21 protein-coding genes are annotated in these 24,099 nt (G+C 28.7%); 10 read left to right on the forward strand and 11 right to left on the reverse strand.

Features of this window, described 5'->3' with window-relative positions; translation table 11 throughout:
- Window positions 1-51 precede the first annotated feature (51 nt).
- The gene (gene flgH, locus CAMP18497_RS04870; protein ID WP_263664106.1) at window positions 52-753 is read left to right on the forward strand and encodes a flagellar basal body L-ring protein FlgH; all 702 of its coding nucleotides are present in this window, start codon (window positions 52-54) and stop codon (window positions 751-753) included.
- Window positions 754-764: 11 nt separating this feature from the next.
- Here flgH and CAMP18497_RS04875 read toward each other — a convergent pair whose 3' ends face one another.
- From CAMP18497_RS04875 to CAMP18497_RS04900, 6 genes are read right to left on the reverse strand one after another with little or no spacing between them, the layout of a single operon-like run.
- Window positions 765-2,165, reverse strand: a complete 1,401-nt coding sequence (locus CAMP18497_RS04875) for a UDP-N-acetylmuramoyl-tripeptide--D-alanyl-D-alanine ligase (protein ID WP_337212814.1) — start codon at window positions 2,163-2,165, stop codon at window positions 765-767.
- Window positions 2,158-2,901, reverse strand: a complete 744-nt coding sequence (locus tag CAMP18497_RS04880) for an alpha/beta fold hydrolase (protein WP_337212816.1) — start codon at window positions 2,899-2,901, stop codon at window positions 2,158-2,160. The genes CAMP18497_RS04875 and CAMP18497_RS04880 overlap by 8 nt, the downstream gene beginning before the upstream one ends.
- 2 nt (window positions 2,902-2,903) lie before the next feature.
- Window positions 2,904-3,119, reverse strand: coding sequence for a type II toxin-antitoxin system Phd/YefM family antitoxin (locus tag CAMP18497_RS04885; protein ID WP_039618043.1), 216 nt, complete (start codon window positions 3,117-3,119; stop codon window positions 2,904-2,906).
- Between the two features lie 2 nt (window positions 3,120-3,121).
- On the reverse strand, window positions 3,122-4,162 hold the full coding sequence (locus tag CAMP18497_RS04890) for a D-alanine--D-alanine ligase (RefSeq protein ID WP_337212819.1): 1,041 nt from the start codon (window positions 4,160-4,162) through the stop codon (window positions 3,122-3,124).
- Window positions 4,163-4,178: 16 nt separating this feature from the next.
- Window positions 4,179-4,730 (reverse strand): Holliday junction branch migration protein RuvA, encoded by a 552-nt coding sequence (ruvA, locus tag CAMP18497_RS04895; protein WP_337212821.1) that lies wholly within the window; start codon window positions 4,728-4,730, stop codon window positions 4,179-4,181.
- 5 nt (window positions 4,731-4,735) lie between these two features.
- Window positions 4,736-6,583: a flagellar assembly protein A gene (locus CAMP18497_RS04900; RefSeq protein ID WP_337212823.1), complete on the reverse strand. Its 1,848-nt coding sequence runs from the start codon at window positions 6,581-6,583 to the stop codon at window positions 4,736-4,738.
- A 125-nt stretch (window positions 6,584-6,708) separates the two neighbouring features.
- Here CAMP18497_RS04900 and murJ point away from each other — a divergent pair, with 125 nt between their 5' ends.
- From murJ to rseP, 9 genes are read left to right on the forward strand one after another with little or no spacing between them, the layout of a single operon-like run.
- A complete protein-coding gene (gene murJ, locus CAMP18497_RS04905; RefSeq protein WP_337212825.1) occupies window positions 6,709-8,163 on the forward strand; it encodes a murein biosynthesis integral membrane protein MurJ in 1,455 nt (484 codons plus the stop codon).
- Complete coding sequence (gene cysS / locus CAMP18497_RS04910; RefSeq protein WP_337212827.1) at window positions 8,163-9,545, forward strand: cysteine--tRNA ligase; 1,383 nt, start codon at window positions 8,163-8,165, stop codon at window positions 9,543-9,545. Before murJ ends, cysS begins: the two co-directional genes overlap by 1 nt.
- Window positions 9,538-11,301 carry an ABC transporter ATP-binding protein gene (locus tag CAMP18497_RS04915; RefSeq protein WP_337212829.1) on the forward strand — a complete coding sequence of 588 codons (1,764 nt, stop codon included), beginning with the start codon at window positions 9,538-9,540 and terminating at the stop codon, window positions 11,299-11,301. Before cysS ends, CAMP18497_RS04915 begins: the two co-directional genes overlap by 8 nt.
- Before the next feature lie 50 nt (window positions 11,302-11,351).
- A complete protein-coding gene (locus tag CAMP18497_RS04920) occupies window positions 11,352-12,410 on the forward strand; it encodes a quinone-dependent dihydroorotate dehydrogenase (RefSeq protein WP_337212831.1) in 1,059 nt (352 codons plus the stop codon).
- Window positions 12,407-13,648 carry a M16 family metallopeptidase gene (locus CAMP18497_RS04925; RefSeq protein WP_337212833.1) on the forward strand — a complete coding sequence of 414 codons (1,242 nt, stop codon included), beginning with the start codon at window positions 12,407-12,409 and terminating at the stop codon, window positions 13,646-13,648. Before CAMP18497_RS04920 ends, CAMP18497_RS04925 begins: the two co-directional genes overlap by 4 nt.
- Before the next feature lie 2 nt (window positions 13,649-13,650).
- Window positions 13,651-14,547 (forward strand): 4-hydroxy-tetrahydrodipicolinate synthase, encoded by an 897-nt coding sequence (gene dapA, locus CAMP18497_RS04930; protein ID WP_337212835.1) that lies wholly within the window; start codon window positions 13,651-13,653, stop codon window positions 14,545-14,547.
- Entirely contained in the window at window positions 14,547-15,326 is a 780-nt protein-coding gene (locus CAMP18497_RS04935; RefSeq protein WP_039628226.1) for an enoyl-ACP reductase, read from the forward strand. The genes dapA and CAMP18497_RS04935 overlap by 1 nt, the downstream gene beginning before the upstream one ends.
- Before the next feature lie 51 nt (window positions 15,327-15,377).
- Entirely contained in the window at window positions 15,378-15,908 is a 531-nt protein-coding gene (gene pgsA / locus CAMP18497_RS04940) for a CDP-diacylglycerol--glycerol-3-phosphate 3-phosphatidyltransferase (RefSeq protein WP_039618023.1), read from the forward strand.
- Window position 15,909: 1 nt separating this feature from the next.
- Window positions 15,910-17,016: an RIP metalloprotease RseP gene (gene rseP, locus CAMP18497_RS04945; protein ID WP_337212838.1), complete on the forward strand. Its 1,107-nt coding sequence runs from the start codon at window positions 15,910-15,912 to the stop codon at window positions 17,014-17,016.
- Here the strand turns inward: rseP and CAMP18497_RS04950 are convergent.
- The 5 genes from CAMP18497_RS04950 to tyrS all read right to left on the reverse strand — a co-directional run bounded on the left by CAMP18497_RS04950 (window position 17,013) and on the right by tyrS (window position 24,095).
- A complete protein-coding gene (locus tag CAMP18497_RS04950) occupies window positions 17,013-17,843 on the reverse strand; it encodes a hypothetical protein (RefSeq protein WP_337212840.1) in 831 nt (276 codons plus the stop codon). The genes rseP and CAMP18497_RS04950 overlap by 4 nt on opposite strands.
- Before the next feature lie 133 nt (window positions 17,844-17,976).
- Window positions 17,977-19,815 carry a bifunctional tRNA (5-methylaminomethyl-2-thiouridine)(34)-methyltransferase MnmD/FAD-dependent 5-carboxymethylaminomethyl-2-thiouridine(34) oxidoreductase MnmC gene (gene mnmC / locus CAMP18497_RS04955; protein WP_337212842.1) on the reverse strand — a complete coding sequence of 613 codons (1,839 nt, stop codon included), beginning with the start codon at window positions 19,813-19,815 and terminating at the stop codon, window positions 17,977-17,979.
- Window positions 19,812-21,803 (reverse strand): N-acetylmuramoyl-L-alanine amidase, encoded by a 1,992-nt coding sequence (locus CAMP18497_RS04960; protein WP_337212844.1) that lies wholly within the window; start codon window positions 21,801-21,803, stop codon window positions 19,812-19,814. The genes mnmC and CAMP18497_RS04960 overlap by 4 nt, the downstream gene beginning before the upstream one ends.
- A complete protein-coding gene (locus CAMP18497_RS04965) occupies window positions 21,796-22,893 on the reverse strand; it encodes a nitronate monooxygenase (protein ID WP_263676874.1) in 1,098 nt (365 codons plus the stop codon). Before CAMP18497_RS04965 ends, CAMP18497_RS04960 begins: the two co-directional genes overlap by 8 nt.
- Entirely contained in the window at window positions 22,893-24,095 is a 1,203-nt protein-coding gene (gene tyrS, locus CAMP18497_RS04970) for a tyrosine--tRNA ligase (RefSeq protein WP_337212847.1), read from the reverse strand. Before tyrS ends, CAMP18497_RS04965 begins: the two co-directional genes overlap by 1 nt.
- Window positions 24,096-24,099 lie beyond the last annotated feature (4 nt).

A 24,099-nucleotide genomic window follows, 5' to 3' on the forward strand; every position in this document is an offset into this window, starting at 1 on the left:
TGTAATATAATAATTTTAAAATTCATCACAATAATATAAGGTTATAAAGCTATGAAATTTAAAAATGTTAATTTTTACTTGTTACCTTTTGTAATGTTTGGTTGTAGCGCCACAGTCGATCCGCATATTAACATGAAACCTCCAACTTATGTAGAAGAATTAGCTCCAAAACAAAATCATAACACCCAAAGCAACCCTGGATCGTTGTTTGGTAAAGGAGATAATCCTTTATTTTCTGATAAAAAAGCAATGAATGTAAATGATTTAGTTACCGTAGTCATTAGAGAAAATGCCACACAAAACTCACAAGGCTCTAAAGCTACAAGTAAAAACAATAATGTTAATTTAGGCGGAGGACAAGTAACCACTGGTGCTGGACTTAGCAAAGCTAGAGATTTTATCAATGATTATACAAATATAGGCTATACTACAGCAAGTACTTCACAATATCAAGGCACAGGAAGCCAAACTAGAAGTGAAAATTTCCAAACCACCATTTCTGCTAGAGTGATTAAAGTTTTATCTAATGGAAATTATTTTATAGAAGGAAGTCGTGAGCTTTTAATCAATGGAGAAAAGCAAATCATTCAGCTAAGTGGGGTTATAAGACCTTATGATATTTCTCAAGATAACATGATAGATAGTAAATATATAGCTGATGCAAAAATTCTTTATAAAACAGAAGGTGATATAGATAAATCAACGCGTAAGCCTTGGGGGACAAAATTCATGGAAACCATTTGGCCTTTTTAAGCTAAATGGTTTTACATAAAACTTGGCGCATCATTAGAAAATAAAATCAAATCTCCATTTTGGGTTAATTTTGATAAAGCTTGTACAAGTTGAGATTTTTCTTTTAATACATAAAAATCTAATGTAATATGTTTTTGCAAAATCGTGCTATTAGCCTCTGAAGTAATAATTACAAAATCGAAACATTCATTGATTATCTTACATAATTTTATATTTTCTTCTTCATTAACTTCAACTATACCAGGAGTTACCAAAATTTTTCTTCCTTGATAGTTTTTACAAAGCTCATAGCTTTGACTCATACCTTTAAAATTTCCATTAAAACCATCATCTATGATAAATTTAGGCTCTTTAGAAATCACTTGCAAACGATGCTCTACTGCTTTTAAATTTGATACACTTTTTATAATATTTTCTATTTTTATTCCTAAATAATGAGCAAGTAAAATACACACGCTAATATTATAAGCATTAAAAGCACCCAATAAATTCGCATGAAAATCATAAATATTATCATCTAATCTTACTTTAAAATCTAAACCTTCTAAACTTGCCCTAACATCACTTAAACAATCATCATAAAATTCATTTTCATATAAGGTGCTTGAGTGTAAAAAGTATTTTTCCAAGCGCTTAGATTTTAAAGCTTGTAACTTAGCACTGCGGATATTATCTTGAGTTTTAAAATACTCTAAATGCGCCAAGCCGATCTCACCTACTATGCAAATTTGAGGATTCAAAAACTCTGTAATTTCTAAAATATCATTTTGTTCTCTTGCGCCAGCTTCTACGATATAAATTTCAGTATTATTTTCTAAATTTTCATTGATATCTTTTACTATACCCATGAAAGTATTAACACTTCTTGGAGTTTTATAACACTTAAACTCATCTTTTAAAAGTTCGTATAAAAAATTTTTTATACTTGTTTTTCCAAAACTTGCAGTAATTAGAATAATTTTTAATTTTGGATTATCACAAATTTTTTTATTTGCCTTTTTTATAAATGTATTTTGGTTTATTTTTTCTACTAAAAAGCTTAATAAAAATGCAGCTACTAAAGCTTCCAAACCCATCCAAAAAAATGGCATAAATACTAAAGTAAAAAGCAACAAGAATAAAAAATAACGCTTAATCCTAGCAGTAAAAACTAGCTTTTTATCTAAATTTTTATATAAGTACCCACCATATAACAAAGATAAAGCAAAAACTATAAAATATAAATAAAAATTTCCACTATACAAAGAAAACACAAAAGCAAAATAAGGAATTATTAAAAAATATAAATGCCACAAAGGCTTAGCAAAATGTAAAATTATGCGTGAAAATTTATAAGAGTACCATTGCAAAGCTAAAATCAGGTAAAATCCGAGTAAAAAATTCAAACTTAAAAAAGCTATCATACTAATCATTTTTTAAAAATTCCTCATGTATTTTTTCACTTATAAAATCAGCATGTTTTAAAAAGAAAAAATGATCCCCATCTAATGCAAAAAAATTTCCTTTTTGTGCCAAAGAGTGGATAATCGCTCCACTTTTTAAAGGCGTAGCTTTATCTTCATTACCCCAAAAAATCAAAATAGGGTTTTTAAGCTTTTGAAATTCATTTTCTAAATTTTCATTAACAACCTTCTTAAAGGTTTCATACATCACTTCACTCATACCTTGAGCGTCTTTGCTAATAAAAAATTTCCTCCAAAAATCCCCATAAGGAAGATTTTTTAAAATTTTAAACAAGGCTATTTTAAACCTCACTTTAAAGCTTTTTGGCAAAACCACACCTGCACTAGAGAGTAAAATCAAACCTTGAAAATTAGCATTTTGACACATAATAGTCGCAACTTTTCCTCCAAAAGAATGCCCCATTAAATAATCTGCCTTTTGTTCAATTGTAGTTAAAAAATCTTCTACAACCTTTGCATAAGCATAAGAATCCATAGGTGCGTCTATACTTGAATTTCCAAAACCAGGTAAATCTAAATAAATTTGTTTAAAATCATTCAAAGACTTTTCAAAAGCTTGTTTCATAAGCTCTTTATTAGCACCCCAACCGTGTAAAATAAGAATTGTTTTTTCACATTTTGGATTGATGATTTCATAACTTAAATTATAAAAATATCCATTAGAATATACTCTAGTTTTTGCCATTTCTAGCCTTTTTTATCTTTATAAATTTTTTCTAAAAGCATTACAGCTTCATTTAAACGCTCATATTCTTCAAAGCTCAAAAGCACGGCTTCAAATTTATTATTTTTTACTATCACCACCCTGCTATTTTCACTTTTTTTTGTTTTTTCAAGCATAGTACTGAAATTTCTTACTACTTCAGTTGCAGTATAAATTTCATCTTTGCTAAAAGTAGCCATGATTATAATTTACCTTTTTGTCCATTAATGCTGTGAATAAAAGCATAATCAATCTTAATTTGCTTTTCTAGCTCTATATTTTTTGCTAAATTATCAACTGTATTAGTAAAATCTTCAAATAAATAATTTGCCAATGATCCTGGATTTGGATTGATCTCATTTAAATAAACCTCATCATCTATCACAAAAAAATCACAGCGAATCAAAGCTCCTTTAAATAAAGGATTATAAATTCTTGTAAAATTATCCCTTAGTTTTTGTTTTAATTCTTCACTAATATTTGCTTCACTGACTTTAGAACTTTCTGAAAAACCTAAATATTTTTGTTCAAAATCTAAAATTTCATTTTTTCTAGGCTCTTCAATGATAGAAAATTCCATTTTTTCACCTATCATACAACCTGCTAAGTTGTATTCTTTAATATTGCTTACAAATTTTTCAACCACAACATCCTCATCAAATTCAAAAGCAACATCTTTAGCATATTTAAGCTCGCTTTCATCTTTAACTATGCTTATACCTATGCTGCTACCTAATCTTGCGGGCTTTAAAATACAAGGAAAGTCTAAAGAAACATTTTGCTCTTTATGTAAATTTAAAACCTTATAATCAAGTGTTTTCACCCCTACGCTTTGTGCATAAAGTTTAGTTAAAACCTTATTAAAAGATAAAACACTAGCTTCTATGCGCGGTCCTATGTATTTTATACCATAAAAATCAAGCAAAGCAGCTATTTTGCCATCTTCGCCATCTTTTCCATGTACGATATTTACCGCTACATCAATGTCAAGTTTTTTCTCACCTAACATGGTTTTTATAAAAAACCCACCCTGCTTTAACATTAAGGCTTTTTCTTTTTTATAAGCGCCACTACTAAAAGTTTTTGCATTCATTTTTTCTTCATCTATAAGAAAAAATTCCTTATTTTTATCACAAAATATAAATTTTTTTTGCGCTTTGAGTACTTTTTTTAATACCACAGCACTCACAATGCTAATTTCATGCTCATAAGAATTTGCACCAAAAATTACACCATATATCATTATATTTTTCCTTTTATTATGCTAATTTTTTCAAAGCCTCTTTAATAAGCTCACTAGTATTTTTACTCTCACAAGTTCTTAAAACCTTTAAAATATTTTCTTGTTTAAAACCAAGTGAAAGTAAAGCTGCCAAAGCTTGCGCTTGATCTTGATTAGAATTTTCTATATTGATTTTTGCATCACTTAACTCAGCTATAATTCTTTTTGCACTCTTTGGACCAATACCAGGAACCTTTTTAAATACACCCTCATCGCCACTTTGCAAAGCTGTATAAAAAGTATTAGTATCTAAGCTTGAGCAAAGTGCCATAGCAGTAGTTGCTCCTATACCACTAATTTTGATTAATAATTCAAACATTCTTTGCTCGTTAATGTCTAAAAATCCATATAATTTATGAGAGTCTTCTTTGATAATTTGTGTGATTAAAAACTCAACCTTTTGATCTTTTTCAAAATTACTTGAGCAAAAAAGCGACACATAAACACCATAACTTACTCCACTTGAAGTTTTTAAAATTACAAAAGTAGGTTCTTTTTTACTCACTATTCCTTCAATTGCCACTATCATTTAGCTTATTCCTTGTAATTACTAATAGAGCGAATTTCATAAACACTTACTCCATCTTCAGTATCTATCTTTTCAAGTTCAAAACACTCAATCATCTCATCATTACGCGGATGATAACTTAATTCTTTTCTAGGATTTAATAAAACAAATTTAACCTCGTTTAAGTCCATCCATTTTCCACTTTTATTAATAATTTTTGATTTTAGAAGTTCATCTTGAATTTTTTTAAGCTTTTCTATATTTGCTTTTTCTTCCTCTTTTAAAGTTTCTATCTTATTAGCTAAAATATTTAAATTTTCAATCTTTTGATTAAAATCTTTAATAGTAATCTTATAAGCTTGTGGTATAGCTCTTTTTGCGCTCATTAATTCTTTTACCTTTTGCTGTAAAATTCTCACAGAATCTTTACTCACATGGATAGTATGCTTGGTTTCTTCAATTTCTTTGACTAAATTTTCTTGTTCTTTTTTCAACTCTTCAATATGCAAAAGTATTTCCTCGCCACTTTTTTCTTTATCAAAAGCTTTGAGATCTTGAATTACAAGTTTATTGCCACTTCCTTGAATTTTTTCAATGCAGATTAAACTTTTAGCACTACATAAACAATTTCCACCAAGTTCTTGTATATAAATTTCATCAGCAATAATCTCCCCACCCACAGCCTTTTTAATATTTACTTTTTTAGCCTTGATAGAGCCATTTTCTAAAGTTTCAGCAAAAACTTCCTCAGCCTCACAATATCCTCTTAAAATATTAACCTCAACCTTTTGCCCTATAATAGTGCTTTTATGATGCATATTACCTTTAAGAATTACTTTTTTACCTCTTAAGACAGAATCTTGAGCCATATTACCAGTAACTTCTAATTCCTGAGCCTCAACAGTAATCCTAGGACCTATTGCATCTTCTAAGCTATTTGTATTTTTAATCACAATAATAACTTGTTTATCAAAACCCGCCCAAATAGAACCCGTACTTTTAAAATCAACCTTGTTAAACTCTAAATAATTTTCTATCTCATAAATAGATTTTTTTTGGATAATAAAGCCATCTTTTTTGGCAATATATTTTATACTTTCATCATCTTCTTTAACTTCAAAATTATCAGAACAAATAACTTTTTCTTTGTTTGTTTTTGGCGGGAGGGCTTTTAAAATTTTAAATCTTAAATCTTTACCATCACTACCCTCTTTTGGTTTAATCCTCTCAATAGCCACCTCATCTTTTCCTATAGGTGCTACATAGTTTCTATTCATCACATCATTGTGTTTTTTTAGATTTTCTAAATAGTGATATTGAATTTCTTCATTTGTGGGCTCTTGGGGATTAACTCCCTTACATACTTCAAATTCAACTTCAAAATCAAATTTTTGCTTTTCTTTAACTTTAGTATTAAAATCAATAATTTGCTTTTTAAAATCAAAAATTCTAAATCCAAGCAAATATTTCTCTTTTATCATCGCTTTGTAAATAGCCTCTAAAAGCTCTAGTGCTAATTTATCATGAAAAATAATAGCTTCACTAGCTCTAACACTAGCTTTTAATAAAGTACAAAGCTCATTAACATGCAAGCTAACTTCAAAAGTTGGTATGCGTGCAAATTTTTTAAAATAAATTTCTATTTTATACTCTTGCTCTATACTTAAATCATGAATTAAAAATTTTTCATTTTCTTCAAAAATTTTTAATTCTTTTTCATTAACTTTTATCCATTCTTGATTATCATAAGTATAAGAAGTACTAAAACTTAACAATCTAAAATCAAGTTCATCAACTTCGCATTTATTTTCAGAAGCAAATATCAAAAGCTCTTTATAAGGGTCTTTAGTATATAAAATTTTCTTCTCTTCCATAGCTTAAGCTTCCTTATTGTGTATAAAATTTTGATTTTAGCAAAAATAAAATCAAAATTTAGTTAAAATTATTGCTACTAAAAAATTTTATAATACTCAAACTAATGTTTAAAGAATGAAAATTAATGAAAAAAAATATTATTTTTAAAAATTTCATCATCAATGCCTTGGGAATTTTATTTTCTAGGATTATGGGTGTTTTAAGAGATATTGTTTTAGCTTTGTACTTAGGAGCTGGAATTTATAGTGATATTTTCTTTGTGGCTTTAAAAATGCCTGCTTTTTTTAGAAGAATTTTTGCAGAAGGGGCTTTTGGACAAGCTTTTTTACCAAGTTTTTTAAAAGCAAGTAAAAAAGGTGCTTTTTGTATAAATGTCTTATTACAATTTAGTATAATTGTTTTTTTAACCTGTGTTTTAGTGAGTTTTTTTGCTGAATTTTTTACAAAGATTTTTGCCTTTGGTTTTAACAAAGAAACGATCATTCTAGCTGCGCCTTTAGTTTCTATTAATTTTTGGTATTTGTTTTTTATTTTTTTAGTAACTTTTTTAGGCTCTTTGTTAAATTATAAACAAAATTTTTTCATCACTTCTTTTTCTGCTTCATTTTTTAATCTTTTTGTTGTGATTGCAGGATTTTTTGTCACTCAAGATAAACCTTTAGAAGCTTTGTATTATTTTTCGTATGCGACTGTTTTAAGTGGTCTAGCTCAACTTATATGGCATATTTTTGCTTTAAAAAACACTAGAATTTTAAAAAGTATGTATTTAAGCATAAAACTTAAAAAAACAAAGACTAATTTAAATAAATTTCACTCTACATTTACCCATGGACTTTTAGGTTCTTCAGCAAATCAAATTAGTTCTTTATTAGATACCACTATAGCTAGTTTTTTAATGGCTGGAAGTATTTCGTATTTATATTATTCTAATAGGGTTTTTCAGCTTCCTTTAGCTCTTTTTGCAATCGCACTAAGTCAAGTAAGTTTTCCAAAAATACTAAGGTATTTAAAAGCAAATGAAGAACAAAAAGCCTTAGCTTTTATGCAAAAAGCTTTTGAATATTTAAGCGTGCTTTTGATTTTAGCTAGCATAGTGGGGATTATTTTAGCTAAAGAAATTGTGGAGTTTTTATTTCAAAGAGGAAATTTTAATCAAGAAGATACAAAAATCACTGCATTTTTATTACAAGCTTATCTTTTAGGACTTTTACCTTTTGGCTTACAAAAACTTTTTTCTTTATGGCTTTATGCTAAATTTAAACAAAAAATAGCCGCTATAATAGCCTTTAAAACACTTTTTATATCAGCATTTTTTAGTATAGTGATTATTTTACTTATCAAAGAAGAAGCTTATAAGAGCTTAGGCATTGCATTAGCTTCATCTATTAGTGCTTTTTATTTATTATATGCTAATATTAAAGAATTTGGCTTTAAAAATCTTTGGGGTATTTTTAGGGTTAAATTTTGGCTTATTAGTATAGTATTTTTAAGTTTATTTGCTTTAGGCTTATTTGAAATTAAAGATATTTTAATACAATTTTTAATTGAAATTTATCATTTTTTTAAAGGTTTATTTTAATGGTTTTTTTTGATAGTGTTTTAAAGAAAAAATGTGAATTTATCCCACATGAGGCAAAAAAAGCAAGCATTTATCTATGCGGGCCTACTGTATATGATGATGCACATTTAGGGCATGCAAGAAGTAGCGTGTGTTTTGATTTTTTAAGAAGAGTTTTACTAGCAAATGATTATGAAGTAGTTTTTGCTAGAAATTACACTGATATTGATGATAAAATCTTAAAAAAAATGCAAGAAAGTGGCAAAAGTTTAGAAGAAATTACAAATTTTTATATTAAAAGATATGAAGAGGATATGCAAGCACTTAATATCTTAGAACCTGATTTTAAACCAAAGGCTACAGCTTATATTGAGCAAATGATTATATATATAGAAAAACTTTTAGAATTAAACCTAGCTTATAAACTTGAAGATGGGATTTATTTTGATACTAGCAAAGATGATAAATATTTTTATATCTCTAAAAGAAATTTAGAAGATAATCAATCACGCCTAGAAGAAAGCGTGGCTAAAAAAAATGATAGTGATTTTGTTTTATGGAAATTTGATGAAAAATTTTATCCTGCAAGTTTTGACAAAGGAAGACCAGGTTGGCACACAGAATGTGTTGTGATGATAGAAAGTATTTTTAAAGATAAACTTGACATTCATGCAGGGGGTATAGATTTGCTTTTTCCTCATCATGAAAACGAAGCTTGTCAGTGTCGTTGTAAAAACAATCATGAATTAGCTAATTTTTGGTTACACAATGGCTTTGTACAAATTAATGGTGAAAAAATGAGCAAAAGCTTGGGAAATAGCTTTTTTCTAAAAGATTCTTTAAAACTTTTTAGTGGAGAGGTTTTGAGATTTTATCTTTTAAGCGTACATTATAGAGCGCATTTTAACTATGCTTTAGAAGACTTACAAGCTGCTAAAAAAAGACTTGATAAATTTTACCGCTTAAAAAAACGCTTAAATTTAAATGCTTTTATAGATGAAAAAATTACCATAGAAAGTGAAATAGCTAAAAATATCTTAGAAGTTTTAAATGATGATTTAAATGCCTCTAAAGCCTTAGCTTTACTTGATGAGTTTATCAATGAAAGTAATATTTACTTAGATCAAAATCCAAAAGATAAAACTTATAAAATACAATTAGAAAAAACCTTAAAAGAACTTTCTTTTATTTTTGGTATAGGTTTTATAGATACTATAAAATATTTTCAATTTGGTATTAGTGAAGAAAAATGTCAAGAAATAGAAGAAAAAATCACTCTACGCAACAAGGCAAAACAAGAAAAAAACTATGCCTTAGCAGATCAAATTCGTGATGATTTGGCTAAAGAGAATATTCTTTTAATGGATACACCAAATGGTGTGGTATGGGAGAAAAATGGATAAAAATTACAAAGAAATGAAGCTTAGAGAGGTATTTACTCGCTTTAAGCCTTATTATAAAGATTATTGGTTTTATTTTGTTTTAGCTATTATAGGTATGCTTTTAACTAGCGGTGGCACAGCAGCTAGTGCATACATCATAGAGCCTATTTTAAATAAAATTTTTATAGAAAAAAATGCTCAATTGCTTTATTATATGCCTTTATTGGTGATTTTAATTTATGCTTTAAAAAATCTTGGTGCTTATATGCAAGTTTATTATATATCTTATGTTGGGACAGATATTTTAAGAAGATTAAGAGAATTAGTTCTTGGCAATCTTTTACGCTTAGATATGAGCTTTTTTCATAAATACAGAAGTGGGGAATTAATCAGCAGGTGTACTTCTGATATTGGAGCTTTGCAAAATATAGTTTCTACCATAATACCTGAAATTTTAAGGGAAAGTTTAACTGCCATTGGGCTTTTAAGTGTGGTGATTTATCAAAGTCCAAAACTTGCTTTTTTTGCTTTAGTAATTTTGCCTTTAGCAATTTACCCTCTTGCTATTTTTGCTAAAAAAATCAAAAAAATAGGACGCAACACCCAAGAAAAAAATTCTGATCTTACTTCAAGATTAAGCGAAATCTTTTCTAATATAGAACTTATTAAAGCTTCTAATGCAAGTAAAAATGAAATGCAAAAATTCAGCCAAACCAATAGTGAAGTTTGCAAGCTTTCCTTAAAAGGCATTAGAATCGAAGCTTTGAGTAGCCCTTTAATGGAATCCATGGGTTCAATTGGCTTTGCAATAGTAATTATAATAGGCGGTAAAGAAGTAATTGATGGAAGTTTAAGTATAGGATCTTTTTTTAGCTTTACTACAGCTTTATTTATGGCTTATACTCCTATTAAAAGACTTTCTTCACTTTATACAAGATTACAAAATGCAGTAGCAGCTAGCGAGAGAACTTTTTATTTAACTGATTTAGAACCACAAATTAAAGGTGGTGATAAAAAACTTACAGAAAATATCCAAAATATCCATTTTAAAAATGTCTCTTTAAGCTATCAAAAAGATAAAATGGTATTAAAAGATGTAAATTTTTCTTTTAATAAAGGAGAAATTCTAGCCTTAGTTGGATCAAGTGGTGGAGGAAAATCTTCTATTATTAATCTTTTAATGTATTTTTTTGAAAAAGATAGTGGTGAGATTTTAATCAACCAAAGAGATATTAGTTCTTTTGATATTATTAGTTTAAGAGAAAATATTTCTTTGGTAACTCAAAATATTTATATATTTAATGACACTATAGCTCAAAATATTGCTTATGCTAAAGAATACGATGAAGCACGTATAATAGAGGTTTTAAAACAAGCTAATGCTTATGATTTTGTTCAAGAGCTTGGCGGTATACATACTGAATTAAAAGAACATGGGAAAAATCTCTCCGGCGGACAAAAACAACGCATTGCTATAGCAAGGGCTTTATATAAAAATCCTCAAATTTTAATTTTTGATGAAGCAACCTCAGCACTTGATAATGAAAGTGAAAAAGCCATAGTAAAAACTATAGAAAGCTTAAAAAAAGATCGCTTAATACTCATCATCGCTCATAGACTTAGCACTATAGAAAATGCTGATAAAATTGCTGTACTTGATAAAGGAAAAATAGCTTCTATAGGAAATGATGCTTATTTAATGCAACATTGTGAAATTTATCAAAAATTAAAACAAAAAGTACAAAAAACTGATAAAGTTAATGAAAATGAAAACTAAGAATTATCATTTTTTTAGTACAATATGCTATTTTGTAAAAAAGGAAAAATATGACCTATGAAAGCTTAAAACCTTTAATATATAAATTAGATCCAGAAAATGCTCATGCTTTAGCTGAATTTAGTATGCGAACACTAGATTGTATATTTCCTGGAGGACTTGGTTTTTTTGCAAAAGATTGTGTGATAAATGATGAAATTTTAAATCAAGAAATTTTTAATTTAAATTTTTATAATCCTGTAGGTTTAGCAGGTGGCTTTGATAAAAATGCAACTATGATAAGACCGCTAAGTGCTTTAGGTTTTGGTTTTTTAGAATATGGAACTTTTACTCCAAAACCTCAAAATGGTAATGAAAAACCTAGACTTTTTAGACTTGTTAAACAAGAAAGTATTCAAAATGCTATGGGCTTTAACAACAAAGGCAAAGACGCCATTGCAAAAGAAGTAAAAAAAATCTATCCTTTTAGCATACCTTTAGTGGCAAATATAGGTAAAAATAAAATCACTCCGAATGAAGAAGCTATTAATGATTATATTATTTTATTAAAAGAATTTAAAGATTTATGTGATTTATTTGTGGTTAATATATCCTCTCCAAATACCAAAAATTTAAGAGATTTGCAAAGCGAGGAATTTGTAAGTACTTTATTTAACCAAGCAAAAGAAATCACGAATAAACCTGTGATTTTAAAAATTGCTCCAGATATGAATATAGATAGCGCAATTTCACTTTGCAAAAGTGCTGTTAGTGCAAAAGCTGATGGCATTATCATGGCAAATACTAGTATAGATTATTCTTTGATTGACAATGCAAGAACTTTTGGCGGAATTAGTGGTAGATTAATCACCCAAAAAAGTGCGACATTTTTTAAAGAAGTAGCTAAAGAAATTTATCAAGATACTATTTTAATAGCAAGTGGAGGCATAGATAGTGCCGAACTTGCTTATGAGCGCATTAAAAACGGGGCTAGTTTGGTTCAAATTTATACAGCTATGATTTTTAAAGGACCAAGCATTGTTAAAAATATCAATCAAGGTTTAATTGAGCTTTTAAAACAAGATGGTTTTAATCATATTAGTCAAGCTATAGGAGTTAATTTTAAATGATTAATTATAAAAAAATTACCCTTGAAAATAAACTTGAAGTTTATACTTTACCTGTAAATAAAAAAAGCGGGGTTATAAGTGTAGATATTTTTTATAAAGTTGGCTCAAGAAATGAAAAAATGGGAAAAAGTGGTATAGCCCATATGCTTGAACATCTAAATTTTAAAAGTACAAAAAATTTAAAAGCAGGTGAATTTGATGAAATAGTCAAAGGTTTTGGTGGAGTGGATAATGCAAGCACGGGCTTTGACTATACGCATTATTTTATAAAATGCTCTAGTGAAAATTTAGATAAGTCTTTATGGCTTTTTGCTGAATTAATGCGTAATTTAAATTTAAAAGATGATGAGTTTCAACCTGAAAGAAATGTAGTTTTAGAAGAAAGGCGTTGGAGAACTGATAATAATCCTTTAGGATATTTGTATTTTAGATTATACAACCATGCCTTTTTACACCATCCATATCACTGGACCCCGATAGGCTTTTTTAAAGATATACAAAATTGGAAAATAGAAGATATACAAGATTTTCATCAAACTTTTTATCAACCCAAAAATGCTATTTTGCTTGTGAGTGGCGATATTAACGAAGATGAGGTATTTACTTTAGCTAAAAAACATTTTCAAGATATAAAAAATACCAAAGAAATCCCTATAGTTCATGAAAAAGAACCTGAACAAGATGGTGCTAAACGCGTGATCTTACATAAAGAAAGCGACACACAATTACTAGCACTTGCATATAAAATTCCTGCATTTAATCATGAAGATATGCCAAAACTTTGTGCATTAAGCGAACTTTTGGGAAATGGAAAAAGTTCTTTAATAAGTGAAATTTTAATTGATAAATTAGAATTAATCAATGAATTTTATGCTTATGCAAGTGAAAATATAGATGAGAATTTATTTATATTTATTTGCGTTTGCAATGAAGGTATAAAAGCAGAAGATGTTGAAAAAGAGCTTTTAAAAATTCTTGAAGATGTAAAAAATGCCAAATTTGATGATACTATCATGGAAAAAATCAAAAATACCGTAAAAAGTGATTTTATCTTTTCACTAAGCAATGCAAGTAGCGTTGCAAATATTTATGGCTCTTATCTTGCAAAAGGTGATTTAAAGCCTTTGCTTGATTATGAAAAAAATATAGAAAATCTAAGCAAAGATGATTTAATTCATTGTGCTAAAAAATACTTCAATGAAAACAAATCTACTACAATAATCTTAAAAAAGGGGTGAAAATGGACAATAAAATCATCATAGGAGCAATGACAGCTTTAATAACTCCATTTAAAAATGGAAAATTAGATGAACAAACTTACCACAAACTCATCAAAAGACAAATAGCAAATGGGATTGATGCGGTAGTGCCTGTTGGAACAACCGGAGAAAGTGCCACCTTAACCCATGAAGAACATAGAATTTGTATAGAAATAGCACTAGATGCTTGCAAGGGAAGTTCTTGTAAGGTTTTAGCAGGAGCAGGAAGCAATGCTACGCATGAGGCTGTAAGTTTGGCTAAGTTTGCACAAGAACATGGAGCTGATGGAATTTTAAGCGTTACTCCATATTATAACAAACCCACACAAGAAGGTTTGTATTTGCATTATAAAGAAATAGCAAAAAGCATAGATATACCTGTACTTTTATATAACGTGCCAGGAAGAACAGGCTGTGAACTTCAAACAGAAACCATTATAAGATTATTTAGAGATTGTGAAAATATTTATGGGGTAAAAGAAGCTAGTGGGAGCATTGATAAATGCGTTGATTTGCTAGCACATGAGCCTAGAATGATGCTTTTAAGTGGTGAAGATGCAATTAATTATCCTATACTTTCAAATGGCGGTAAAGGTGTGATTTCAGTTACTTCAAATTTACTTCCTGATATGATTTCAAAATTAACTCATCAAGCTTTAGAAGAAAAATATATTGAAGCTAAAAAAATTAATGATGAGTTGTATAATATCAATAAAATTTTATTTTGCGAAAGCAATCCTATACCTATTAAAGCAGCAATGTATATAGCAGGTTTAACTCCTACTTTAGAATATCGTTTGCCACTTTGTAAACCTAGTGATTGCAATTTAGCAAAAATAGAAGCGATTATGAAAAACTATAATATAAAAGGATTTTAATGGATACTTTTTTTCAAAATAAAACTTTAGTAATTAGCGGTGGAACAAGAGGGATTGGTAAAGCTATTGTATATGAGTTTGCAAAAGCAGGAGCTAATGTAGCTTTTACTTATAATTCTAATGCAGATTTAGCTCAAGAAATTGTAAAAGATTTAGAAAATAACTATAAAATCAAAGCAAAGGCTTATGAGTTTAACATACTTGAACCAGAAACTTATAAAGACTTATTTGAAAAAATCGATCAAGATTTTGACAGAATAGATTTTTTCATCTCTAATGCTATTATCTCAGGTCGTGCTGTTGTAGGTGGATATACTAAATTTATGAAATTAAAACCTCGTGGAATAAATAATATTTTCACAGCAACTGTAAATGCTTTTGTTGTTGGAGCACAAGAAGCAGCAAAAAGAATGGAAAAAGTTGGTGGAGGTAGTATATTATCTATTTCTTCAACAGGAAATTTGGTACATATTGAAAACTATGCAGGACACGGTACAGCAAAAGCAGCAGTTGAAGCTATGGCAAGATATGCTGCAACCGAACTTGGTTCTAAAAACATCCGCGTAAATGTAGTAAGTGGTGGACCAATTGACACTGATGCGCTTAAGGCATTTACAAATTATGAAGAAGTTAAAAATGCAACTATTAATCTTAGTCCATTAAACCGCATTGGACAACCTCAAGATTTAGCAGGAGCATGTTTATTTTTATGTTCTGATAAAGCAAATTGGATCACAGGACATACCTTAATCGTAGATGGTGGTACCACTTTTAAATGATTCATTACCCCATTTTGGGGTATTTTCTTTAAACACAAGGATTAATAAACAATGAATTTACCCAATATCTTAGCATTTATAAGGATATTATTAGCTCCACTTTTGTTTTTTTTGCTTATTAATGATTTTGAAAATATTCATCCTAGTTGGGTAAATTATTTTGCTTGTGTTGTTTTTGGTATAGCTGCCTTAACTGATTTTTTTGATGGTTATATTGCAAGAACTTGGAATCAAACTACAAAACTTGGAGCCATTATAGATCCACTAGCGGATAAAATGCTTGTTTTGGCTGCTTTTTTAGGATTATTACTCACCCAAAAAGCTGATCCTTGGATGATTTATATTATTTTAGTAAGAGAATTTTTTATAACCGGTTTTCGAGTGGTTATGGTGAGTGAAAAATTTGATGTAAGTGCTTCTTTTGCAGGAAAAATAAAAACAACCTTTCAAATGATAGCCATTATATTTTTAATCATGCAATGGCCTTTTGCCAATACATTATTATTTATTGCCTTAGTACTTACACTTTATTCGGCTTTTGAATACATACTAGCTTATATAAAACATTTAAAAAAGGTATAATTTGAAATCATATTTATTTTTATTTATTATCTTAGCTATTGGCTTTAAATTTTATTCTTTTAGTTTTTTAATAACACTTTTGGTTATATCTTTTTTAATTTTTTTTCACGAGCTAGGACATTTTTTAGCCGCAAAACATATGAAAGTCGATGTAGAAATTTTTAGCATAGGCTTTGGAAAAGCTGTTTTTAAAAAAACCTACAAAAACACAGAATATCGCTTATCTACTCTACCTTTTGGTGGTTATGTTAAACTTAAAGGACAAGATGATTTAAATCCTAGTGAAAAAAATTACGAACCAAATAGCTATAACACTCTAAGTCCTCTAGCTAGAATTTACATACTTTTTGCAGGACCATTTTTTAATTTCTTTTTAGCATTTTTGCTTTATATAGCCATAGGTTTTTTAGGTGTGCAAAAACTTGCACCTATTATTGGCAATATAGCACCAAATTCAGCTGCACAAAAAGCAAATTTACAAATTGGAGATAAAATCCTAGCTATAGATGGAGTTAAAATTCAAAGCTTTGAAGAAATTGGCAAACTTGTACATATAAAACCAACCTTACTTAGTATAGAACGCGATGGTAAACTCATCAACCTCACCCTAACCCCGCAAATTGATCAAGGTTATAATGAGTTTTATCAAAAAGTTCAAAAACCACTAATTGGCATAGCACCTAAGGGTGAGTTTGTTACTATTTATCATCCAGGAATTAGTAGTTTAAAATACGCTTATGAAGAAAGTATAGAGGCTTCTTTGCTTATTTTTAAAGGCCTTGCTAAAATCATCAGCGGGGAGTTAGACGCTAAAAACATGGGTGGAATCATCACTATGGTAGATATAACCTCCAAAGCAGCAAACACCGGCATAGTGGTTTTATTTTTAATCACAGCTTTAATTTCTATCAACCTTGGAGTATTAAATTTACTTCCTATCCCAGCGCTAGATGGAGGACATATACTTTTTAACCTTTATGAGTTAATCTTTAAAAAAGAAGTACCAAAAGTATGTTTTGAATATCTTAGTTATTTTGGCATGGCTTTACTTTTAAGTTTAATGGTGTTTGTAACTTATAATGATATTACTCGTTTTATGAACAATTAATAAGTCCTAGTAGCAAAATCATAACGGTTAAATTCGCCTATATTGTTTTTACGGTAAAAGCTATTGTAAAATTGTTTACTTAAACTTTGCTCATAATTTAGTCTAAATCTTACCCACATTGCTGTTTGATCTTTGGCGTTAGTTTTTTCATCTTGATAATTAAGTGATAAATCTAAAATAGAAATTGGAGAATAAGTAATGTTATATTGGTTTTGTAATTCTTTTATATTAGAATTTACATTTAAAACATTCAAATATGGCAAGTCAAACACAATTCCAAGTTCTGTACTATCATCACTATCGTTTTCTTTGATCTTATAATGATTAGCATATGCTTTAAAATAATGACTAAACTGCAATTCAGCGCCAAAGCTATTCTTAGTATAAGCTTCTTTATATTGATCATTAAAATAATTAAAACCAAAATTAAACTCATCAAATTCATAACGATTAATAAGTCCTAAAGAATATGCCTGCTCTGCTTGATCTATTCTTGCTTGTTTTTCTAAAAGTAAGGTAGCATTATCATAATCTAATATCGAATTGATATTTTTTATATTAACACTCAAAGCATTGTAGTCTAAACTTGCTTCTGTTTTATCTTTAGAACTTAAATTTAAAACTTGCCCTAAAGATTTACTAGCAAAGGATCCAAAATCAACATTTTGGGCTTGATATTCTTGTGGTTTTTGAAAAAATACTTGCTTAGAAACTGTATTTGTTTTTTGCTCTTTGCTAACATTAGCCTCACCCTCACCTAAGCTTTCTTCTAAATTTAAAGCAAATGCATTTATGCATATACAGCTTAAAAAAATGTATTTTTTCACTCAACCTCTAATGTATTATTTTATAAAGATACAAAATTCCACATTTATCATGAAATATTGCTAACTCTATATTTATAATAGCATTATATTTTTACAATATAGCTAATAGCATTTCAAACAAAAAAACTACTTGTTATAAAATTTTTCCTTTTTTTAGCATTCTGATTAAAAATCTAGTAGGATGAGTAGCATATAAAAAATCTTTTTCTATTTTTGGTTCATCAAAGATTAATGCACTAAGCATTCTAGCTCCAATAATAGCACTAGCAAAAGCCCTAGATCCATGAGCGATAGAAAAATATAAAGGAATGAAATCATTTGGCACTACTTGACTTTTATTTTTATGCCATAAAAGCGCCTTATAATTTTGCATATAAAAATTTTCATCATAGGCTTGACCTATTATGGCAAATCTATCACTAGAATATGATCTAAATCCTACTTTACCACCCATAATTTCTAAATTTTCACCTTGTAAAAATTCTTTTATATTTTCAATATTTTGCAAATCATCATTTTTTAAAAGCGTTGTGTCTTGATTAAGCCTATCATAACTTGCACCAATAAGTTGCAAATTTAATTCTTCATTGATAGGGCAAATATAGCCTTTTGAAGATAAAGCATGAGAATTTTTTAAAAATGGTTTTAAATGAGTGCATTGACCTCTAACACTACTTAATTTCATATATTTATACTCTAAAAAATTCTTAACATCAGCGCCTTGAGCATAAATTAGCACATCATAATCTTTTAATATTTTTTGATTGTTAAATTGCAAAGAAAACTTTTCATTTTCATAAGAATAATCTTTAAATTCATACTCAAAAAACACCCTAGCCTTGCTTTTTTGTAAAAGCATTTTCACAAGCTCTTGAGGTTTTATGCAAGCTCCATCTTTTAAAAAAGCTTGATTGTTAATAATTTCAAATAAAACATTATCTTTTTGGCTATCAAAACGCTCTTGCATAAGCTCATTATGAGCAAATTCATAAACCCCTTGAGGAATTAAACCTAAAATTTGCCTATAAAATCTACTAGCCTCTAAAAAAGCATATTGTGAAAACTCACCCAATAATACATCAGGTTTTAAAATCAAAGAGCTTAAAATTCCATTGATATTTCCAGAAGCACCCTTGCCTAATGAATTTTCTTTTTCAAAAACATCTACTTGGACATTTCTTAAAGAAAGCTCATAAGCTATACTAGCTCCGGCTATACCTGCTCCGATGATGGCTATTTTTTGTATATCTTTTTTTAAACTTGGAGTGTTAAAATAAGCAAATTTATCTTCAAAATCAAGACCGTTAAAAATAGCCTGTATCATTTCTCTTTTTCTAAAACCTTTGATTTTTTGTACTTGAAAATTATTATTAATTAAAGCTTTTTTTAAAATACTTGCAGAAGAAAAGGTTAAAATCTTAGCATTTATTTTTGAATTTTTAGCAACTTTGTTTATAATATCCTCATCAAACATCTCTTGATTTTTAGCAGGAGCAAAACCATCTAAATACCAAACATCGGCTTTAAAGTCTAAATTTTGTAACTTTTCTTTAGCATCGCCAAATACCAAGTCTAAAAAACAATCTTGAAAATAAAATCTATAAACTCCATCTTTACATGGGGGATAAAATTTTAAAAACTGCTCTAAAAGCTCTTTAAATTCCTCATAAAAACCAAGATTTTTATAAATTTCTCTTAATTTATCTTTTTCTATATAAAAATTTTCAAAACTAAGATAAAATAATCTTTGATTTTCTTTTTTTTCCTTTATAAAACGCTTTAAAGTAAGGAAAAAATTTAAACCTATACCAAAACCAAGCTCTGCAATGATAGTTTGTTTTATTTGAAATTCAAAAGCACTAGTATAGATAAATTCACTCTCACTTAAACCATCACTAGAATTAAAATAATAATCATCAAAATCTAAAGAAAAAGGTGCATTGTTTTTAATGATAATATTTGCTTTTTTCATTGATTTTTATAAAAATAACTCTCTATGCCATTGGCAATACCAATAGCTAATAATTCTTGAAAATTTTTATTTATTAATCTATTTCTTTCACTAGGATGACTAATATAACCTGTTTCAATCAATATAGCAGGCATTTGCGCACCCACTAAAACCCAAAAAGGAGCTTCTCTAACTCCACCATCAACAACTTTATATTTTTTTCTTACATTACTTAAAATCTTTTTTTGCACATCAATAGCTAATTTATTTGAAGCAACTATTTTTTCACGGTTTAAAAAATTTAAAAAGGTTTGTTTGGAAAAATAATTCATCTCTTCAAAATCGGATTGATTTTCCAACTCAGCAGCTTTTTTACTTCTTTCGCTTCTTGCAGGCGATAAGAAGAAAGTTTCAATACCTTGTAAAGTTTTAGCTCTTTGTTTATTTGGAGCTGCATTTGCATGGATAGAAATAAACAAATCTGCCATTTTTTCATTAGCCATAGAAGTTCTATCTCTTAAATTTATAAATTTATCTGTACTTCTAGTATAATAAATTCTATATCCGCGTTTTTTAAGCTCATTACCAAGTTTTAAAGCCACACTTAAAACTACATCTTTTTCTCTAACACCCTTATCACCTAAAGTACCTGGATCTTTACCTCCGTGACCTGGATCAATTACTATGATTTTCCCTGATTTTTTAATGGTAGTTTTTGTTGTTTTTGAGGCAGTTTTTGTCGGTGTTTTTTTGACCTTTTTTTCAAAACCTATAAATAATTCCTCATCATCTAAATCAAGATTAGTTTTAAAATCACTAGTAGAATTTAAAACAACTCTTACCGTAGTTTTATCAAACTGCACTATTGTAATGGATTGGTTTTTGTTAATATCGATTTTTTTTCTATCACCTTCCAAAATAGCTTCAAAGCTTACAATAGAACGATATATTTTACCATCTTTAAAAGAATTGATTTTAATATCTTCAATATCAATATCATTGTTTAATTTTAAATTAACACCATTTTTATCTTTACTTGATTTTAAAATATATAAAGGTTCATTTTTAACAACTTCTTTTTTTACTTCTGTTTTTTTAATTTCTTCTTGTTTTTTAACTACAGGTTTGGGTTCTTCTTTTTTTTCTATTTTTTCAAGTCCCATAAAAAGACTTTGATCTTTAAGCTCTATTTTGATCTTTAATTCTTTTTTTGAGCTTAAGACCAAACGCATACTTGTTGGGTTAAATTGCGACACGATAATATCAAAATCTTTAAATTCAAAATTTTTCTTAGGTCCTTTTAAAATTCCATCAAAATCTGCAACATAACGAAAATTCTTATCACCTTTGAGAGTAAAGTTTTTAATGTCTTTTTGGCTGATTTTTTCACTCAAATCAAGCAAGATACCATTATCTAATTTTTTAACATCAAGCACAAAAAGCTCTTTTTGCACCGGAGCTTTTTTATCTTCTTTTTTATCTTCTTTTTTATCTTCTTTTTTATCTTCTTTTTTATCTTCTTTTTTATCTTCTTTTTTATCTTCTTTTTTATCTTCTTTTTTATCTTCTTTTTTATCTTCTTTTTTATCTTCTTTTTTATCTTCTTTTTTATCTTCTTTTTTATCTTCTTTTTTATTAATAGGTGATGTGACATTAGTTTCAATTTTTGTTTGTTCTTTTTTTATTTTTTGATCTTGTATAACTTTTAAAGCGTTTTTTAAACGTGAAATTTCTTCTTCACTTACTCCGCTTTCTTTAAGCTCTTGCACATAAGCTTTATCATTAAAACCTAAAGAATTTGAACTTATGATTAATCTTTTTAAAATCTCATTTTTTTCTTCATTATTATCATTAATCACACTTTGTATATACAAAGATTTTAATTGCTGGTGCAATTGTAGTTTTTTTTCTGAATTAGAAGTTAAAAAATTTTGATCAAATTTCTTAACTTCTGCATTAGCAAAAACACTAAGATAAAATAATAAAAAAATAAAAAATATTCTAAGCATCTTCACCATTAACTAATTTTTTCATTAGCTCTTCTACACTAATAAGCTTATCTAGTCTATATCCATTAGCCCCTGTAAAAAATAAGCCTGTTTCTTTTTTACCACTCCAAGCATCATATAATCTATCTGCTATACAATAACCCACCTTAGTAGCTTCCTTGCCTCTACCGCATGGTGCAACACAATTACTCACACAAGAAATTTTTGGCCCCATTCTTTTATCTACTAAATTTAAAAGGTTAGTTCTTACCCCTCTTGCAGGATAGCCAACTGGAGATTTTAAAAGCTCAATATCTTCTTTTTTACAATCTAGCAATACTTGTTTAAAATCATCACTCGCATCACATTCAAAAGTTCCTATAAAGCGAGTTCCCATTTGAACGCCACTTGCCCCTAAAGACATCATTTTTTCTATATCTTGCTTATCCCAAATTCCACCTGCAGCGATTAATGGTATATTTCCCCAGTTTTTAATTTCTTGTGCAACTTGTGGTACTACATTTTCTAATTGATATTCATCCATTAAGCATTGCTCATAAGTAAAACCTTGATGTCCACCACTTTTTGGTCCTTCAACTATAACTGCATCAGGCAAGCGATTATATCTACTTTGCCATCTTTTGCAGATAATTTTTAAAGCTTTAGCTGATGATACAATAGGCACCAAAGCAACATCAGGATAATCTTGTGTAAATTCAGGTAAATTTGTAGGAAGCCCTGCTCCTGAAACTATTACATTAAAACCAACTTCACAAGCATTGCGTGCAATTTGCGCGTAATTATTACTTGCATATAAAATATTACAACCTAAAGGTGCGTCTTTACAAACCTTTCTAGCATTATCTATCAAGGCTTTTAAGCCTGCTTTTGAGTAGAAATTATCACTACCATAAGGTTTTGCATTAAACTCTTTGTCTATATGTGTTCTATTTTCATAATATCCAGTTCCTACTGAAGAAATAATCCCTAATCCACCATTTAAAGAAACCGCAGAAGCAAGTTTGTCCCAACTTATACCAAGTCCCATACCACCTTGAAAAATAGGATATTTTATCTCATGCTTTCCAATTTTTAAAGCTTTAAAACTCATCATATTACCTTTAATTTTGCAAATTTTCTTTTTCCAACTTGTAAAATATATTCACCGCTTTCTAGTTGGTATTGTTCATCTTGAACTTTTTCTCCATTAACACTTACTGCATTTGAATTAATCAATCTTCTAGCAGCTGAAGTAGAGCTTTCCATTTTACACTCTACTATAGCTTTTGCAAGCCAAATACTACCTTCTAAGGCAAAACTTGGCATATCACTAGGAAGCTCTTTTGCACTATGAACTTTATCGAATTCTTCCTTAGCTTTTAGCGCACATTCGCTTGAGTGAAAACGTGCAGTAATTTCTAAAGCTAAATTTTCCTTAGCTTTTTTAGGATGTAATGAACCATTTTTAATATCATCTTTTATTTGTGAAATTTCATTTAAGCTTTTTTCACTTAAAAGCTCATAATATCTAAACATTAGCTCATCACTTATACTTAAAATCTTAGCATACATATCTTTAGCATCTTCTGTTACACCGATATAATTTCCTAAGCTTTTACTCATTTTATTTACGCCATCAAGGCCTTCAAGCAATGGCATCATCATCACCGCTTGTTCTTTTTGGCAATTATATACTCTTTGAAGCTGTCTACCCATTAAAAGATTAAACTTTTGATCCGTTCCACCCATTTCTATATCACTTTTTAATGCAACGCTATCATAACCTTGTAAAAGTGGATATAAAAACTCACAAATTGATATAGGACTTTGCTCTTTAAAACGCTTGGTAAAATCATCTCTTTCAAGCATTCTAGCAACACTAAAAGTCGAAGTAAGTTCTACTATACCAGCAGCACCAAGCTCATTTAGCCATTTAGAATTAAAATGAATTTGAGTTTTATTTGGATCTAAAATCTTAAAAACTTGCTCTTCATAAGTTTTAGCATTTTTAAGCACTTCTTCTTTATCAAGTTTTTTTCTTGTTACACTTTTTCCTGTTGGATCTCCAATTTGAGCAGTAAAATCACCTATTAAAAACTGCACTATAGCTCCATGCTTTTGAAGCAAAGCCATCTTACTTAAAACTACAGTATGACCCAAATGCAAATCAGCAGCCGTAGGATCAAAACCAGCCTTTACAAAAAAATTTTCACCTTTTTCATAGTAATTTTTTACTAAAGAAACTAATCTTTCTTCATCAATAATTTCTGCTATTCCTCGTTTAATTTCTTTAATAATTTCCTCAATATTCATTGCA

It is taken from the genome of Campylobacter sp. W0066.1 (genome assembly GCF_024723635.1).
Classification (GTDB): Bacteria; Campylobacterota; Campylobacteria; order Campylobacterales; family Campylobacteraceae; genus Campylobacter_D; species Campylobacter_D lari_C.

Coding starts and splice junctions, on each gene's coding strand:
- flgH (WP_263664106.1), top strand. CDS start 52: ATGAAATTTAAAAATGTTAATTTTTACTTGTTACCTTTTGTAATGTTT.
- CAMP18497_RS04875 (WP_337212814.1), bottom strand. CDS start 2,165: ATGATTAGTATGATAGCTTTTTTAAGTTTGAATTTTTTACTCGGATTT.
- CAMP18497_RS04880 (WP_337212816.1), bottom strand. CDS start 2,901: ATGGCAAAAACTAGAGTATATTCTAATGGATATTTTTATAATTTAAGT.
- CAMP18497_RS04885 (WP_039618043.1), bottom strand. CDS start 3,119: ATGGCTACTTTTAGCAAAGATGAAATTTATACTGCAACTGAAGTAGTA.
- CAMP18497_RS04890 (WP_337212819.1), bottom strand. CDS start 4,162: ATGATATATGGTGTAATTTTTGGTGCAAATTCTTATGAGCATGAAATT.
- ruvA (WP_337212821.1), bottom strand. CDS start 4,730: ATGATAGTGGCAATTGAAGGAATAGTGAGTAAAAAAGAACCTACTTTT.
- CAMP18497_RS04900 (WP_337212823.1), bottom strand. CDS start 6,583: ATGGAAGAGAAGAAAATTTTATATACTAAAGACCCTTATAAAGAGCTT.
- murJ (WP_337212825.1), top strand. CDS start 6,709: ATGAAAAAAAATATTATTTTTAAAAATTTCATCATCAATGCCTTGGGA.
- cysS (WP_337212827.1), top strand. CDS start 8,163: ATGGTTTTTTTTGATAGTGTTTTAAAGAAAAAATGTGAATTTATCCCA.
- CAMP18497_RS04915 (WP_337212829.1), top strand. CDS start 9,538: ATGGATAAAAATTACAAAGAAATGAAGCTTAGAGAGGTATTTACTCGC.
- CAMP18497_RS04920 (WP_337212831.1), top strand. CDS start 11,352: ATGACCTATGAAAGCTTAAAACCTTTAATATATAAATTAGATCCAGAA.
- CAMP18497_RS04925 (WP_337212833.1), top strand. CDS start 12,407: ATGATTAATTATAAAAAAATTACCCTTGAAAATAAACTTGAAGTTTAT.
- dapA (WP_337212835.1), top strand. CDS start 13,651: ATGGACAATAAAATCATCATAGGAGCAATGACAGCTTTAATAACTCCA.
- CAMP18497_RS04935 (WP_039628226.1), top strand. CDS start 14,547: ATGGATACTTTTTTTCAAAATAAAACTTTAGTAATTAGCGGTGGAACA.
- pgsA (WP_039618023.1), top strand. CDS start 15,378: ATGAATTTACCCAATATCTTAGCATTTATAAGGATATTATTAGCTCCA.
- mnmC (WP_337212842.1), bottom strand. CDS start 19,815: ATGAAAAAAGCAAATATTATCATTAAAAACAATGCACCTTTTTCTTTA.
- CAMP18497_RS04960 (WP_337212844.1), bottom strand. CDS start 21,803: ATGCTTAGAATATTTTTTATTTTTTTATTATTTTATCTTAGTGTTTTT.
- CAMP18497_RS04965 (WP_263676874.1), bottom strand. CDS start 22,893: ATGAGTTTTAAAGCTTTAAAAATTGGAAAGCATGAGATAAAATATCCT.
- tyrS (WP_337212847.1), bottom strand. CDS start 24,095: ATGAATATTGAGGAAATTATTAAAGAAATTAAACGAGGAATAGCAGAA.